This is a genomic window from Acetobacter sp., assembly GCF_052102375.1.
Classification (GTDB): Bacteria; Pseudomonadota; Alphaproteobacteria; order Acetobacterales; family Acetobacteraceae; genus Acetobacter.
Genome location: NZ_JBQDXI010000003.1, coordinates 124,073 through 140,264, shown reverse-complemented (window position 1 = coordinate 140,264; position 16,192 = coordinate 124,073). Strand labels below are relative to the sequence as shown.

At 55.7% G+C, this 16,192-nt stretch carries 13 protein-coding genes; 3 read left to right on the top strand and 10 right to left on the bottom strand.

Annotated features, from left to right (window positions below; translation table 11 throughout):
• Positions 1-16 precede the first annotated feature (16 nt).
• Positions 17-1,540 (top strand): adenosine deaminase family protein, encoded by a 1,524-nt coding sequence (locus ACTIDN_RS02380; RefSeq protein WP_441375850.1) that lies wholly within the window; start codon positions 17-19, stop codon positions 1,538-1,540.
• 228 nt (positions 1,541-1,768) lie between these two features.
• On the opposite strand, the gene ACTIDN_RS02375 is transcribed toward ACTIDN_RS02380, so the two are convergent.
• Entirely contained in the window at positions 1,769-2,680 is a 912-nt protein-coding gene (locus tag ACTIDN_RS02375; protein WP_441375849.1) for a LysR family transcriptional regulator, read from the bottom strand.
• Between the two features lie 111 nt (positions 2,681-2,791).
• Here ACTIDN_RS02375 and ACTIDN_RS02370 point away from each other — a divergent pair, with 111 nt between their 5' ends.
• Positions 2,792-3,505: a pirin family protein gene (locus ACTIDN_RS02370; protein ID WP_441375869.1), complete on the top strand. Its 714-nt coding sequence runs from the start codon at positions 2,792-2,794 to the stop codon at positions 3,503-3,505.
• Positions 3,506-3,572: 67 nt separating this feature from the next.
• Here ACTIDN_RS02370 and ACTIDN_RS02365 read toward each other — a convergent pair whose 3' ends face one another.
• Both ACTIDN_RS02365 and ACTIDN_RS02360 read right to left on the bottom strand, forming a co-directional pair.
• On the bottom strand, positions 3,573-5,651 hold the full coding sequence (locus ACTIDN_RS02365) for a phosphocholine-specific phospholipase C (protein WP_441375848.1): 2,079 nt from the start codon (positions 5,649-5,651) through the stop codon (positions 3,573-3,575).
• Positions 5,652-5,735: 84 nt separating this feature from the next.
• On the bottom strand, positions 5,736-8,297 hold the full coding sequence (locus ACTIDN_RS02360; RefSeq protein WP_415507529.1) for a TonB-dependent receptor: 2,562 nt from the start codon (positions 8,295-8,297) through the stop codon (positions 5,736-5,738).
• A gap of 237 nt (positions 8,298-8,534) precedes the next feature.
• Between ACTIDN_RS02360 and ACTIDN_RS02355 the strand changes: the two genes are divergently transcribed.
• The gene (locus ACTIDN_RS02355) at positions 8,535-9,443 is read left to right on the top strand and encodes a S1/P1 nuclease (protein ID WP_441375847.1); all 909 of its coding nucleotides are present in this window, start codon (positions 8,535-8,537) and stop codon (positions 9,441-9,443) included.
• A 43-nt stretch (positions 9,444-9,486) separates the two neighbouring features.
• Here ACTIDN_RS02355 and ACTIDN_RS02350 read toward each other — a convergent pair whose 3' ends face one another.
• The 7 genes from ACTIDN_RS02350 to dapB all read right to left on the bottom strand — a co-directional run bounded on the left by ACTIDN_RS02350 (position 9,487) and on the right by dapB (position 16,151).
• On the bottom strand, positions 9,487-10,170 hold the full coding sequence (locus ACTIDN_RS02350) for a Fe2+-dependent dioxygenase (RefSeq protein ID WP_415507527.1): 684 nt from the start codon (positions 10,168-10,170) through the stop codon (positions 9,487-9,489).
• 159 nt (positions 10,171-10,329) lie between these two features.
• Entirely contained in the window at positions 10,330-10,497 is a 168-nt protein-coding gene (locus ACTIDN_RS02345) for a DUF1328 domain-containing protein (RefSeq protein WP_415507526.1), read from the bottom strand.
• A 137-nt stretch (positions 10,498-10,634) separates the two neighbouring features.
• Positions 10,635-11,384, bottom strand: a complete 750-nt coding sequence (locus tag ACTIDN_RS02340) for a hypothetical protein (protein WP_415507525.1) — start codon at positions 11,382-11,384, stop codon at positions 10,635-10,637.
• A gap of 117 nt (positions 11,385-11,501) precedes the next feature.
• A complete protein-coding gene (gene purH / locus ACTIDN_RS02335; protein ID WP_441375846.1) occupies positions 11,502-13,079 on the bottom strand; it encodes a bifunctional phosphoribosylaminoimidazolecarboxamide formyltransferase/IMP cyclohydrolase in 1,578 nt (525 codons plus the stop codon).
• Between the two features lie 95 nt (positions 13,080-13,174).
• The gene (trmB, locus tag ACTIDN_RS02330; protein WP_415507523.1) at positions 13,175-13,888 is read right to left on the bottom strand and encodes a tRNA (guanine(46)-N(7))-methyltransferase TrmB; all 714 of its coding nucleotides are present in this window, start codon (positions 13,886-13,888) and stop codon (positions 13,175-13,177) included.
• Positions 13,889-13,909: 21 nt separating this feature from the next.
• Positions 13,910-15,097 carry a methionine adenosyltransferase gene (gene metK, locus ACTIDN_RS02325; protein ID WP_441375845.1) on the bottom strand — a complete coding sequence of 396 codons (1,188 nt, stop codon included), beginning with the start codon at positions 15,095-15,097 and terminating at the stop codon, positions 13,910-13,912.
• 259 nt (positions 15,098-15,356) lie between these two features.
• Positions 15,357-16,151: a 4-hydroxy-tetrahydrodipicolinate reductase gene (dapB, locus tag ACTIDN_RS02320; protein ID WP_441375844.1), complete on the bottom strand. Its 795-nt coding sequence runs from the start codon at positions 16,149-16,151 to the stop codon at positions 15,357-15,359.
• Between the last annotated feature and the right edge of the window lie 41 nt (positions 16,152-16,192).

Sequence of the window (16,192 nt, the reverse complement as noted above, 5' to 3'; positions counted from 1 at the left end):
CCTTGGGGTTGTTTTCATGGTCTTGCGGTCTTTCTTGCTTGCCTGTTCCGTTGCTCTTGTGCCGGTAGCCACCGCCCACGCGGCCACACCCAACGAACAGGCAACAGCGCGTATTTTCAACACTGTGCGCACAGACCCCGAACGCCTTGCCATGTTCATGCGGCAGTTCCCCAAAGGGGCAGACCTGCATAACCATCTGGTCGGGGCCATTTATGCTGAAAGCTATTTGAAATGGGCCGCGCAGGATGGGTTGTGCATCAACACGGGCAATAACCGTATTCTACCCGAAGCCTGTGCAACGCCAGCCAAGCCAGATCAGGTGCCCGCAACAGCACTGAGCCACAATGCACAAGCCACAAACAGCCTGATTGATGCCCTGTCCATGCGCGATTTTGTGCCCACGGCACAGGACCGCTCCGGCCATGACCATTTTTTTGCAACCTTTGACAAATTTGGCCCTGCTGCTGAACGGCATAGCGGAGACAGTCTGGCAGAAGCCATGGAGCGCGCCGCCCGTGACCATGTAAGCTATGTTGAGTTCATGATTTCACCCGGTTTGGGCGGCATGATTGGAGCTGGCTTTAAACATCCTTTGCATAACGAAGATTTTGCTGCCGCTATGGACGGTTTGAAAGCGGAAATTCCTGCCCTTGTCGCCGCCGCGCGCACAGAAACCGATACCATGGAGCAGCAGGCCCATGCGGTGCTGCACTGTGGCACGGCAGAGGCACGCCCCGGTTGCGCTGTAACCGTGCGCTACCTGTACCAGACCCTGCGTGTGCTGCCACCGCAAGCCGTGTTCTCCCAGCTTTATGCAGGCTATGAAGTTGTAAAGGCTGACCCCCGGTTTGTGGGCGTAAACTTTGTATGCCCTGAAGATGATCTGGTCGCCATGCGGGACTATGACCTGCATATGCGGATGTTCCACGCCCTGAACGCAGTATACCCCGATGTAAAGCTGAGCTTGCATGCTGGAGAAATTACCCCCGGCCAAGTTCCACCGGAAGGTCTGGACCATCACATTCGCGCTGCTGTGGATGAAGCAGGTGCCAAGCGTATTGGCCATGGCGTGGATGTGGCGTGGGAAAAAGACCCGGAGCGCCTGTTGCAGGACATGGCGCGCAAGCAGGTGATGGTAGAAATTAACCTGACCAGTAACGATGTTATTTTGAACATCAAAGGCAAAGATCATCCGTTTGCGCTCTACCGGCGGGCGGGTGTGCCCATGGCGCTTTCTACAGATGATGAAGGCGTATCCCGTGGCGATTTAACGCAGGAATATGTGCGTGCAGCCACGACATGGCCGCTCTCTTATCAGGAGTTTAAAACACTCTCCCGCAATGGGCTGACCTATGCTTTTGTGCCGGGAGAAAGCCTGTGGCAGGGCACAGCACTCAACCCATCCTGCCAGATAGAAAAAAGCAAGAGCTGCACAGAGTTTCTGGCAAAAAATGAAAAGGCCCGCCTGCAAATGGCTCTGGAAGAGAAATTCAGTCATTTTGAAGCAGAGACTGTAAAAAACCCGCTTTTTCAAAACTAATATCACGGGCCCCCTCTGCATTAGGCATGCAGAGGGGGCCACACAGTTAAAACCGCACTGACCATCTTGCCGTAATACGGCGCTGCCCGGTTGCGGCCACCATAAGTTGTGACGTGCCGGACCGAAAGAAATGAGTCTCTCGGTCCGGCACATCATCTGCAAGGTTTTCAAAGTTTCTCTCTAAAAAATCACTTATGCGATGTGGTGACTTCCGATAGCACGTAAGTTTTATCCGGATGCCCACGGCACAGCGGCCAGACGCTGCGCCAGATAGTCCAGCAGCACAGTAACCCGCAAAGGCCGCAGACTGCTGGGCGGCGTGACAAGATAGAGCGCAATAGGGTCACTCTGCCAGGCAGGGTATAGCACCTGAAGCTGACCGCTCTGCACAGCATCCCACACCATGAACTCTGGCAGGACGGCATAACCCTGCACGGCTAGCAGGGCAGGCAAAAAGGCCTCGGCATTATTAGCCCGTAAGCGCGCAGTCTGGGCCAGAACGTACATTTCACCTGACGCATGGCTTAGCTTGATGGTGCCGGGGGCTGGCGTGCTGGTGTACACAAACCCCTTATGCTGCATCAGGTCCCGCGGGTGTGGGCCTAACGGTGTGCGCTGTGCCCAGTCCGGTGTTGCCACCACCAGTAATCTGACCGTGCAGAGCTTACGCGCCTTGAGCGAGGAATCTGCCAGTGCGGCTATGCGTAAGGCGAGGTCATGCCCTTCGGCCACAAGGTCTATCACGGCATCATTAAAATCTATCGTCAGGTCAATTTCAGGATACTGGCTAAAAAAATCTGGCAAAAGTGGTGAAAGGTGCTGCACACCAAAGGTCATGGGGGCGGCCATTCTAACCACGCCAGCCGGAAGCAGCCTGCCCGCACGGGCCAAGCTCTCCGCGCTATAAGCCTCACTCAGCAGGCGGCTGGCATGACCCAGAACGTGACGTCCCGTTTCTGTGAGGGAAATCTGGCGGGAGGTCCGGCTGAAAAGCGCCACACCAAGCTGCCCTTCAAGCCGACTGACAGCTTTGGAAATAGTGGGTTTGGAGAGGGCAAGCGCCTCTGCCGTTCTGGCAAAGGACCCGTGCTCCGCCACGCTGGCAAAGATGGCCCATGCCTCAAGGTCCGGCAGTGTCATTGGTAAACTTTCGGAAACGGTGTGTTTCCTGCGTTTCTATATCTTTACGGAGGCTGACGCCTTACATTTTTCATCAACACCACCCGTCTTTTTCTAAGAAAGGCTTGTATGATGATTGAGGTTCGTCCTTTTGCGACACTAGGCCACGCTAACCACGGCTGGTTGGACGCAACATACCATTTCTCTTTCTCTCAGTACTTTGACCCAAAACGCATGCACTGGGGCACCGTACGCGTATGGAATGATGACATTATTGCACCCGGCGGCGGCTTTCCTACCCACCCACATCAGGACATGGAAATTGTCACCTATGTGCGTGAAGGCGCCATTACGCATGAGGACAGTTTGGGCAACAAGGGCCGCACCGAGGCCGGGGATATACAGGTTATGTCCGCCGGCACAGGAATCCGGCATAGTGAATACAACCTTGAAAGCACCCCGACCCGGTGCTTCCAGATCTGGATTTTGCCGGACCGGAAAGGCCGCCAGCCCTCATGGGGTACACGCCCTTTTCCCAAGGCGGACCGAAGCGGAAAATTTGTTGTTCTGGCATCCGGCCACGCGGAGGATGAAGGGGCACTCACCCTGAATACCGATGCCCGCCTGCTGGCCGCAACGCTCCCTGCTGACCAGACACTCACCTACAGTCTGGGGAAAGACCGTGTTGCGTATCTGGTTGTGGCCAAAGGGCGCATTACCATTGGAGACCAACAGGCCGGTGAGCGGGACGGCGTTGCTCTTGCTGAACTGGAAACCGTGTCCATCACGGCAACTGAGGACGCAGAACTTGTGATGGTGGAAACACCTCACCTCCCCACGGCGTAAAAAAAGGGGCTGAGAGCGTTCCTGCTCCCAGCCCCATTTTTCTGCCAGCCTGAAACAGGCTAGAATATTACTGAAGGACCGGCTTGCCCAAAGCCGGGTCCGTCAGGCTGGTTTTGCCTGTTTCAACATGCCCGGCCAGACGAGTTTCAGACGCAGCATCCCCCTGCACACGCACTGTCACATCATACCACTGGGCACTTTTACCCAAGGCAATGCTGTGCCGCACCGTGACATGCGGCGCGAGCGTAAGCGCCTGTGCCCCGTAGCCGTAAGCATTGTCATGCAGCGTGACGTGCTGCACGTGTGCCGTAACGTTATGCAGCACGACTGTCAGGCTGCCGGTGGCCCCTTGGTCCTGCGAGCCAACACTCACGGTTTTATGCCGGGTCCGATGAAAATACCGCACAAACCCATTGGGCCCCATAACGGTGAACCGGGAAGTCTGGCCTTCTGGCAGGGTAAAGCTGTCTTCCAGTGTTGCACCGGCCCCTACCGTGTAACGGAACGGCTTTTCACTGGACTGTTCCCGATACACATAAAAACAGGCGCCTGTGGTGCTGGTATTGTCAAAGCGCAGGGTCAGGGTATCCGCCTTGCCGGGCACTTCTGTCACCGCCAGCACATAGGGCAGCGGGCGGGCCGGACGGGTGCCTGCTTCCTGCGTGCCAATATCCTCGTCCGTACTCTGGGCGGGGATGGCCGGGTCTGGCAGTTTGCAGGACAGGTCCACCTGCTGCCGGTAATCTGAGGTATCGGGCAGATTGCCCTTCAGCCCCTGCTTGCGGGAGAAGTCAAACGCGCTGACAAGGTCACCACACACAGACCGACGCCAAGGGGTAATATTCTCTTCCCGCACGCCAAACCGTGCCTCGATAAATCTCAAAACTGATGTGTGGTCAAAGACCTCTGAGCACACATAACCGCCTGTGCTCCAGGGCGACAGGGCCAGCATGGGCACGCGCGGGCCAAGCCCGTAAGGCAGGTTGTCAACCTTGTAACGGTCCGGTTCATGCGGGGTAATGCGGTTATGGATTTCCCCAGTAACATCTACCGTGCTTTTACCCGGCAGTACCGGGGTGGGCGGCTGTGGCGGAGGCACGTGGTCAAAATACCCATCGTTTTCGTCATACATGACCAGCAGGACTGTTTTGGCCCACACATCCGGGTTGGCGGTCAAGGCGTTAAGTACGCGGGCAATATAGGTGGCCCCATAGCCGGGGGTCCAACGGGGGTGCTCGGAATAGGCAGCGGGTGGCAGAAGCCAAGAGACCTGTGGCAGCTTATCCGCCAGCACATCCTGCCGCAGGTCCGCCAGAGTGCGCTTGGTGTTGGCACGCTGTTGCAGTGCAGACCCTTCCGGTGCGTCTACAAAGTTTTTAAAATTCATCAGCACATTAGTGCCAAAGTTACCATTCTCAACATCCGCCGGGGCTAGACCCTGCTGATAAATCTGCCAGCTTACGCCAGCAGCTTCCAGACGCTCGGGGTACGTGGTCCAGTTATACGGGGCTGGCACTTTGGGGTAGAAGGCACGGTCCACCCAGTCCACATTATCCAGCGCAGGGCCACCGCCTATGCCGTCTCCATCCACGGTACCGGTCATCAGGTAAAAGCGGTTGGGGTGTGTCTGGGTGGGGGTAGAGCAGAAATAATGGTCACACACGGTAAAGGCATCGGCCAGCGCGTAATGGTACGGTATGTCCTCCCGCGCATAATAGGCCATGGTCATGTCTGTCTTATGGCGGGGCCACTGGTCGTTCCAGCCTGCATTGATGGCTGCGTGTGTAGGATACCAGTTATGGTCCAGATCCAGCACGCACTGGGCACTGCTGACATGGGTGCGTAACTGGAACGGCATGATGCGCCCTGCCCCCGGCTGCTTGCGCCACTGAGACCACACCGGCGTGCCATCCGGTGAGCGCACGGGGTGCCGGTCTGACACACCACGCACACCACTCAGATGCCCGAAATAATGGTCGAACGAGCGGTTTTCCTGCATGAGCACTACAATATGCTCAACGTCTTCCAGTGTACCGCTCCGGCGCTCCGCCGGGATGGCCAACGCCCGGTTGATGGAAGCCAATAGGCCAGCCGTAACAAGCCCACTGCTCCCTTTAAGTAACCCTCTGCGCCCGATAACCGGCATAAATCCTCACCTTTTCAAGACAGTAGATACAAAAAAGCCCCTCTCCTCCTTGTGGGAAGAGAGGGGCCTTTGCAAGCAGGATTTTTAGAAATCGCTGCTCATTGTTGCAATCGCGGCAAACGGAGAAGCGATGCGGTAAGTTGGGGCATTGCCGCCAACAGACTGGCCAAAGATACCCGTGTTACGATGTGCCATAACCTGCGGGCTGTTGATCCAACCCAGATAGCGCTGGTTAGAGATGTTCTGCAGGTTCAGACGAATGGTTGGGCTTTTGAAAATACCCATTTTCGGCAGACGGTAGCCCATGTGAATGTTCATGCGCACATAGTCAGGAATGTGCTCATCATTCATGAAGGTAGAATACTGTTTTGCAACATACTTCAGGTCAAACCCGAAGAAACGCGGACCATCATCATAGTCGATACCAAAGCCGACCTGATACCCAGGGGCCTGCGGTGCAATTTTACCTTTGGTGCGCACATAATCACTCACGGTGGCACCGGCAAGATTTCTGCCAGAAACCGGCAGGTTGCTGTCGGTTACAGCGTGCAGATATTCAAAAGAGACGTAAGGGCGCAGATGGTAGATAGGCCGTGTGCCAATTTCCGCATCCACACCGTCAGAGTGTTCGCCACCACCGTTGATGTTTGTTGTCCAGTACTGCCCGGCCTCGTTAACGGAGGTCTGGGTGAACAGACGGTTAGTAAAGTTATAGTGGAAGTAGGTGATTGAGCTGGAGATTAGATCACCCTGATAACGCCAGCCCGCTTCTTCCGAAATAGAAATTTCAGGCTGCTGGCCGGGGCTTGCTTTGGTGCTGTAACCAGCTTTGGAGTAAGACCCAGAGTCATACAGCGAGTAGTTTTGTGGCATACGATAGTTAGTAGAAACTGACACGAACACCTGGTTGTGTTTGTCAATTTTATACCGGACAGCCGCCGTTGGCAGAGCCTGATAGTAATTGGTGCTGACATAGCGCGTTGCAAGCGGAAGATAGTTCGTACCATCACGCTTGACGATGGAATATTTCAGGCCAGCATCAATCGTCAGGGTGTTGTGCAGCAGGGACAGGCTGTCCCCGATGAAAGGCGTATGAACCTGAGTTTGCGTCAGGGTGTTACGGTACTGTGCCGTTTCACCATTTTGCAGAACAACGTTGTCGCTATCGCCCCAAGTATTCATGGGGGAACCATCCGGGCTGATGGCGCTGTAAGGCGCAGTCTGGCGCTGCTTCGAATACTCAAACCAGTAACCGACCATCAAACGGTTGGGACCGGCGGTCCAGGTCAGCTTGGTTGTCGCACCTGGACGGTATGTCTGGGTAAGAGAAGGGTTATACAGAACGTTGGAGCCGCTGTTAGGAACACCATTGAGGTAACCCTGCATCTGGTTGTTCGGTGCACCAGCGTAGCTCATTTTTGACAGATCTTGGTAGTAACCGCCACCACCGTTACCATACCCGTACCAGAAATAGGGTGTTTCTGTCAGTGTCAGGTGGTCCGTCAACTTAAACGTGGACGGCATGGACGCATAAATATTGGTGAACGGGTTGGAACGCAGTTTATAGTAGTTAGAACCAGCCGATGTATTAGAGTAATACCGGTTATATACCGTGTTGGAAACGGCAGGTTTATCACCAGAGGCAGAGGTTGTACCAACCGCATTGGCACCGTTGGTCTGGTTGTCTACACCAATACCAAATTTTTCCCAGCTTGCCATGTTGATAGACGGGTAGGCATTATTTTGCAGGTTATTACCCACGACTGCCAGTGACACGCGGTTGCCGTCACCCCAGTCATTCACGATTTTCATTTCACCGTGTTTTTTGTTCTCATAACCCGGACCGCGCCAGTGATCCTGACGCCCCTGAGAATAGGAGAAATAGGCGCGCATATTGGTGTTGCCAATATAGCCGGTATCAAAACGGGCAAAACCGCGGGTTGCGTTGTAGGACCCGTAGGTCATGTCAACATGGCCACCCATCTTCTTTTTGGGGTCGATCATGTACATGTCAACCACACCACCGGAAGCGCTGATGTGCGGGCTGTCGAGGTCAGCAGAACCCTGTGCCAGACGAACAGTCTTCAGGTTTTCTGCATCCACGATTTCCTGAGGGTAAATCGCAAAGTTACCGATATCGTTGATCGGGAACCCTTCAAGGGTGAAGCCCATCTGAGAATCTGTCAGACCACGGACAGACATATTGCCGCCCGTCATACCCAGTGGGTCTGTGTCTGATACGTTGGCACCCGGCAGCAGAGCAATAAGCTGCATGGGGTTCATGGCGGGGTTCTGTTTTGCGATGTAATCGCGCGTTACGGCTGAAACGGACTTGGGAGCATCTGTCGGGGTCATCAGACCGCCGCCAAAGGCGCGCCCTGTGTCACCGTCGCCCAAGTCATGGGTGTGCCCATGCACTTCCACTTTTTCGTCTTCTACCGCGTCTGTTGGGGAAGTAGCGCCCAACATGGAAGGCACATTGGATGCAGTTTTCTCTTTCTGTTTTTCCTTCACCGGACGGTGTTTGGCTGCAACACCAGACGTTTTCTTGTCTGATGTTGTGTCGGCCATTGCCACCAAAGGTGAGGACAGGACTGTGGAACAGATCAGGCAGGCCAAGACTGAGGTGTGCCGTTTAAAAAACATCCATTTTTCTTTCAGCATGGAGGCATGGGTGGGGAATTCCTGCGCATCTTATTTAAATTTATTTTGAATAAAAGGCATTCATAAATAATTCACAAAACTTTTTGGAGGAAATGTTTTTGTATTGCTTTCTGTCACTACATTCTAATTTTTGCTGCAATATATTATGTTTTTTGCTACAGACCATTCTCAGAAAAAGCGTTATTTCACCCCCGCTTTAACGTTACGGGTAATTAATCAATGCAACTGTCTCGTTTTCGCCACACCGTTTTGAGTGCTGGCATAGTCCTTGGGCTTGTCGCTTCATCCACTCAGGCATTAGCATGGGGGCGTGAAGGCCATGCCGCCGTTGCCGCGCTGGCATGGAAGTATCTATCCCCTAGCGTGCAACAGAAAGTCACCGCCCTGCTCCAGCAGGATAAGGACACACTGACCCCGCCGGACCTGATGTCCCGCGCCTCCTGGGCAGATGCATGGCGCGCGGCAAACCACCCCGAAACAGGCATGTGGCACTTTGTCGATATTGAGCTGGACCATCCGGACATTGCTCAGGCCTGCTACAATTTTCCGGAACAGGGCCAGACCGCCAGCACAGGGCCGGCAAAAGACTGTGTGGTCAATAAAATTTCTGCATTTGAGAAAGAACTGGCTGACCCCGCAGCCCCTGCGGCAGAACGTATCCTCGCTTTGAAATATATTGTGCATTTTGTGGGCGACCTGCACCAACCGCTACATTCTGCCGATAACCACGACAAGGGCGGTAACTGCGTACGCATTGCCCTAGGTGGCCCGCGCACAAGCAACCTGCATTCCTATTGGGATACGCAGGTTGTCTCTGAGCTCTCCCCAAGCGCAGACAAACTCGCCGATTCTCTCTTTGAGGGTATCAGCTCCACAGACAAGCAGACCTGGCAGCAGGGCACGCCGTCTGACTGGGCGCAGGAAAGTTTTGCATTGGCGAGGGATTATGCCTACCGCCTGCCCGTGCACCCCGGCTGCGACCCAGATAGTGCCCCCATTACCCTCCCCGAAGGGTATGACGCGGCAGCCCAAAGCGTAGTACGCCAGCAGCTTATGAAGGCTGGTGTGCGTCTTGCCTTTATTCTCAACACAAGCCTGCAACCTCCGGCCAAAACCGAAGCGCATTAAAAATGCACATGGGGCGGAGCAGGTTGCTCTGCCCTACACCCTGTTAGATCTCGGCCCACTGCCGGAGCAGATTATGATAGGTTGATGTCAGGCCCAAGACGGCGGAGTGGTCATCAGGAAGCGCTTTTCTGGCTTCGATAATGGAGAGGTCAAAGTTGTAGAGTAGTGCTCTCTTGCTATCGTCCTTGACCAGAGACTGCGTCCAGAAAAACGACGCCCATCGGCTACCCCGCGTAACCGGATTGACAGAGTGCAGACTGGTTGAAGGATACACCACCATATGGCCCGCAGGGAGCTTGACGGTTTGTGTGCCGTACGTGTCCTGAATAACCAGCTCTCCCCCATCATAATCTTCAGGGTCACTGAGAAAGAGCGTGGTGGACACATCTGTCCGAATGCGGAACCCCGTACCCGGCAATGCACGAATGGCGTTATCGACATGGGCATGAAACCGCATGCCTTCATCATACCGGTTAAACAAGGGTGGATAGACCCTTAAGGGTAAGGCCGCACTGGTAAAAGCCGCATTTCGCCCCAAAGCCTTCAAAACAAGCTGGCCCAGCTCCTTACTTTCATCCGACTGCTCTGGCACCTGAAGATTGTATTTGGCCTTGGCAGACTGCTCCCCTGCCGTCACCTTGCCATCCACCCAGCCCGCTGCATCCAAGAGCTTACGGCAGTAGGTCACCTCTTCTGGTGTCAAGACATCTGGTACGCACACGAGCATCTGCTTGGTTCCTTACACGGCTATAGGCAGCCTTTGAATAAACAAAGTGTAAAAGAGCGCTTGTGAACATGCAATTGCGTGTTGTTTGCATATATTAGGCAAAAAAAAAACGCGGGGCACACACGCCCCGCGTTTTTCTGGTGCAAACACTATAACGCCTTAGGGTACCCTGCGGCCAAAGAAGAAGCTGATAATGAGCAGGACCACAAAAACAAAAACCAGAATTTTGGCAACACCTGCAAAACTGGCAGCAGCCCCACCAAACCCGAACAATGACGCCAGCAGCGCCAGAATCAGGAAAATAAGTACCCACCGTAAAATGGCCATAACGTCTTTCCTCACACCTCAGTGCCGGTTCCTTCGTTCAAGGGAACGCTGGCGATTTTCGTATAGGTGTCTCAACGCGGGCCATTCAAAAAGGTTCATCAAAAACTGTTATTAAAACAAAATGATAGGGAGAACCGTTATTCTGAGCCCGGGATCACATCATATCCGGCACTGCCAGGTGCTGGGCCACGGGGGGGCGCATTGCCAATGGTAACACTGACTAGCTGGCCAGACGTTGGGCCAAGCTCACGTGCATCAATGGCAGTTCCCAGCTCTCCGTTTGAGCCTGTGCCTACCGCGTAGAGCGTCTGGCCGGGTTTAAGCCATGCCTGCAGACGTGTGGCTTCCCGTGGAGCAAGGTGGATAACGCTGTGGTCTTTGAGAACAACGCCCGCAATCTGCCCTTCCAACGTATAGAGCGGAAGCCAGATTTCACCGTGCAGAACAATATCCGGCCCTGTTATCATTTCAGGGGATTGCTGCTGTAGGGCAATAAAGCCATCCTGCATGGTACGGCCACGCGGGCTGGTGATACCAAAAGCCCGAATGAGCGGTAGAGCACGCGCCTTTATCCCACGAATGGAAACGGTGTCTCCCGGTTTGATGAGCCCTGCAAGGGTGTGGCCCTGCTCTGGCGAGACAAGAACCTGCGTGCCATCAGCCAGCACAAGCCCAAGAACACCACCATGAGACGATGGCAGAAACTGAACCACCTTGCCACTGAACTGCGGCAGGCCGGACAGGTCATACACGCCAGAGGCCTGCTGCTCCGTAACCGTCTGATGGGCGGCAAAAGAGGCCGGGGAGGAACCCTGCCGGGCTGCAGGGGCGGCAACCGCCGTGGAAGTAGCCAGCAGAAGAGCCGTAAAAGAGAACAGTGAGCGCATGGGTCAACCAATAAAGCCATCTGTGCCCGGCGTTTCGAGACTGCCGGACACGGATGTGTGGAACTTTACGCTATTGTTCGTGAATTATCCTGCGCCGACAAGCGCAGGATAAGCGTGTCAGTGGCGGAAGTGGCGCATACCAGTGAAGACCATGGCAATGCCTGCTGCATCTGCTGCGGCAATGACCTCATCATCCCGAATGGAGCCACCGGGCTGAATAACAGCCGTGGCACCGGCTGCCACTATGGTTTCCAGACCATCTGCAAACGGGAAGAACGCATCAGATGCCGCAACGGACCCTTGGGTCAGAGGTGCATCCAGCCCGGCAGCCTTTGCGGCCTCACCACTTTTGCTGGCAGCAATACGTGCAGAATCTACCCGGCTCATCTGTCCTGCACCAATGCCAACTGTTGCGTTGTTCTTGGTATAGACAATGGCGTTAGACTTCACATGCTTGGCCACACGGAAGGCAAATATCAGGTCTTCCATTTCCTGCGCGGTCGGAGCGCGCTTGGTCACAACCTTTAGGGACTCGGGTGTAATGCGCCCGTTGTCCCGTGTTTGCGCCAGAAAACCACCTGCAACAGAGCGTACTACCACACCGGCGGCTGTCGGGTCTGGCAGAGCGCCGGTCAGAAGCAGGCGCAGATTCTTTTTGCGCGCCAGCACAGCCTTTGCCTCTTCCTCCGCGTCAGGCGCGACAATGACCTCAGTAAAGATGGTAGCAATCTGCTCCGCCGTTGCGGCGTCCAGAGTGCGGTTAAGAGCCACAATACCGCCAAAGGCGGAAACAGGATCACACCGCAGGGCGCTGTGCCATGCTTCGGTCAGAGATGTGCCAACAGCCACGCCGCACGGATTAGCATGTTTGACAATAACAACAGCGGGTTCATCGAACTCAGCCACGGCTTCAAAGGCGGCATCTGTGTCGTTAATGTTGTTGTAAGACAGGGCTTTACCCTGAATCTGCTGGGCTGTAGCAACACCCGGACGCGTGCTGCCATCACGGTAGAAAGCGGCTTGCTGGTGCGGGTTTTCACCATAACGCAGGGTTTCTGCCCGCTTGCCAGCCAGAGCAAAGCGCTCAGGTAGGTCGTCCTGTGCCTGCCCGGCAAACCATGCAGCAATGGCCGCATCATACGCAGCAGTGCGGGCATACGCTGCACCTGCATACGCACGGCGCTGCTCCAGCGTACTGCCACCGTTGCCCAGCGCCTCAATAAGACCGGCATACTGGTCCGTATCCGTCAGAACCACCACATGGTCGTGGTTTTTGGCGGCTGCACGGATAAGGGCGGGACCGCCAATATCAATGTTCTCAATGCAGTCTTCAGCGCCTGCGCCGGAGGCAACGGTTTTTTCAAACGGGTACAGATTGACCGCCACCAGATCGATCGGGGCAATGCCATGCTCTTCCATCTGGGCTGTATGAGCAGGCAGATCCCGACGGCCCAGAATGCCACCATGAATTTTAGGCACCAGCGTTTTCACGCGGCCATCCAGAATTTCCGGAAAACCGGTATGGTCGGACACTTCCGTAACCGGCAACCCGGCGTCCCGCAGAGCTTTGGCAGACCCGCCGGTGGACAGAATTTCCGCCCCATGCGCGACAAGCGCGCGCCCAAGGTCAAGAAGCTGGGTTTTGTCTGAAACAGAAATAAGGGCGCGGCGCACAGGCAGCGGAGTGTGGCTCATAAACGGAGACCTTTCGCACGGCTAGAAAGCAGTAAAGCGGCTGCTTACCCAACCTGCCGTGCCAGAGCAACTGCCACAAAGGCAGAGCTGGCCCCTTACCGGCGGGTAAACGTCCAGTAAAGGGGTTGACGGCCAGCCGCAATGGCTTTGGCTTCATACCGTGTGGGGAACCAGCCTTCTGGCCGTTCCGTCACGGGAGCCGGGGCGTCAAAATACGGTTGGGCAGACATAACTTCCTCAACCCATGCCTGATAGGTCGGGTCATCGCTCGCCACGCGCCATACGGCACCGGGCTTGAGCACACGGGCCACAAGCTCAACATTGTGCGGATGCACGAAGCGGCGCTTGGCGTGGCGCCCTTTAGGCCACGGGTCCGGGAACATAAGAAACAGGCGGTCCACTGAGGCATCCGGCATAGCTTTAAGCAGAATGCGGGCGTCATCATCCCACAGGCGCAGCATGTCCGGGATGGGAGCAGTTGCTTCTTCTTCCACGGGCACAAGCCGCGTGAGAAGTGAGCACAGACCGTTATGAAAGACTTCTGAAGCAATATAACCGACATCGGGGTGCGCGTTGTGCTGCGCGTAGGAGTGCTCTCCTCCCCCAAAGCCGACTTCAAACCAGATTTGTGACGGTGTTTTACCAAAGCCGTCTGCTGGTGTGCCTGCCTTGTCTAGCGGAAAGCGCAGCCGTGGCAGCGCTTCCTCCAGCAGACGTTCCTGACGAGGACGCAGCGGATGCCCGCGTTGCCGCCCATAAAGCCTTTCGGGCGGCGGCTTGACATCTGGTGTGCGTACGTCCTCCGTCATGATACGTGGCAGTCCCTTAAATTAGCGGTTAAGGGCGCTGCGCAGAGCGTCAACCAGATCGGTGCGCTCCCAAGTGAAGTTATCACGGACATCGTCTGGCGTACGACCGAAGTGACCATAGGCTGAGGTTTCAGCATAGATCGGGCGGTTGAGGCGCAGATGCTTGCGGATACCACGTGGCGTCAGATCCATAACGTCCCGCAGGATGGCGCCCAGACGAGCTTCATCCACGTCCTTGCCGGTTTCATCCAGATCCACATAAACAGACAGCGGATGAGACACGCCAATGGCGTAAGAAAGCTGGATGGTGCAACGGTCAGCAAGACCAGCAGCCACAACGTTCTTGGCCAGATAACGGCAGGCATAGGCTGCGGAACGGTCAACCTTCGTGGGATCCTTACCGGAGAAAGCACCGCCGCCGTGCGGGGCTGCGCCACCGTAGGTGTCCACAATGATTTTGCGCCCTGTCAGGCCGCAGTCACCATCTGGACCACCGATCACGAACACACCCGTCGGGTTGACGTAGAATTCTTTATCTTCGGGCATCCAGCCTTCTGGCAGAATACCACGCACCACATCACCAAGGCGCTCACGCAGATCTGCCTGATTGATACCGGCATCATGCTGCGTGGAGATCACGACAGAGGTTGCCTTAACCGGGCGACCATTGGCGTAATGCAGTGTCACCTGGCTTTTTGCGTCAGGCTGCAAGCCTGCCACGCGGGCATCGCCAGCACGACGCAGGTCACGCATGGTGTGCAGGATGCGGTGCGCATAATAAATTGGGGCCGGCATCAGGGTGTCGGTTTCGTTCGATGCGTAACCGAACATGATCCCCTGATCGCCTGCGCCTTCGTCCTTATCGCCTGCGCTGTCAACGCCAACAGCAATGTCAGCGGACTGGGCATGCAGGTAGTTAGACGCATCAGCCTTACGCCAGGAGAAACCTTCCTGATCGTAGCCAATATCTTTCACGGCATCACGTGCAGCCTGAATCAGGCCTTCAGACGTGACGGAAGCGGGGCCACGGACCTCACCTGCCAGAATGATACGGTTGGTGGTGACCATGGTTTCACAGGCCACGCGTGCTTCCGGGTCTGCTGCAAGGTAGGCATCGAGAACAGTATCGCTGATCCGGTCCGCAACCTTGTCGGGATGACCTTCAGATACAGATTCTGAAGTGAACAGGAAATCGCCGTCTTTACGCATGATGGTGCCGTCTGCCCCACGCACTGTGAATTAGGAATTGTGAGCGCCGCCTTAATAAAAGGCGACGGAACCGTGTGGCGGAATAGTGGCCGCGGGTCAAGTGTATTGCGGCTATGCAGACAAAGTATTGTGGGATTCTGCCCCGTATTCGGCCCCTTTAACGCGCTGTATGGGGCCATTCCTGCCACCTGTCCGCAATTTACAAAAACTTTGCGGACGGGCGTTTATTTACAGAGCAATATCGTGAAGGCGCCCCTTTTTATACCGGCGGCAGGCCCAGCACATGGTCCATGCCGTAGTAGCCGGGAGGCTGGGTGGCGGCCCATTGAGCAGCGCGCACGGCACCAGCAGCAAAAATACGGCGGTCAAAGGCACGGTGGGTCAGGGTGATTTGCTCATCCGCCGAGGTGAACAGGACTTCGTGCTCCCCGACAATCTGGCCACCGCGCAAAGCCGCAAAGCCGATATCGCCGGTTTTGCGGGGACCGGTATGGCCGTCCCGCCCGCTGTCCCGCACATCCGCCAGCTTGACACCACGACCTTGCGCCACGGCATCCCCAATGGCCAGAGCCGTGCCAGACGGGGCATCCACTTTTTGACGGTGGTGCATTTCTACAATTTCAGCATCGTATGTCTGGGCTGGCAGGGTACGTCCCATAATCTGGGCCAGACGCTGCACCAGTGTGACACCCGGTGAGAAATTGGCAGCATGAACAACCACAATAGTCTTTGCCGCACCCGCAACAGCCTCCTGCTGCACGGTGGAAAGACCGGTTGTTCCCAACACCCATGCTGTACCTTGTGCGGCCAATGCCTGAGCATGTGCCTCCGCCGTATCGGCATGGGTGAAGTCAATGACCACATCACTCATGGCAGCCAGATCCGCAATATCCGTAAAGACAGGCACGGATGCAGGAAGCCCCTTCACCGCCTCGGGGTTGCGGGCTGTGCCCCCTGACAGGATGGCACCAGCCGCAGCCACTTCTTCCACCAGCAACTGACCCACACGGCCAGAAATACCGGCTATTCCTACCCGAAGATGTGACTGTGACATGCTGTTACTGCCCCTTACCCTACGTAATGTACCCCAGAAGG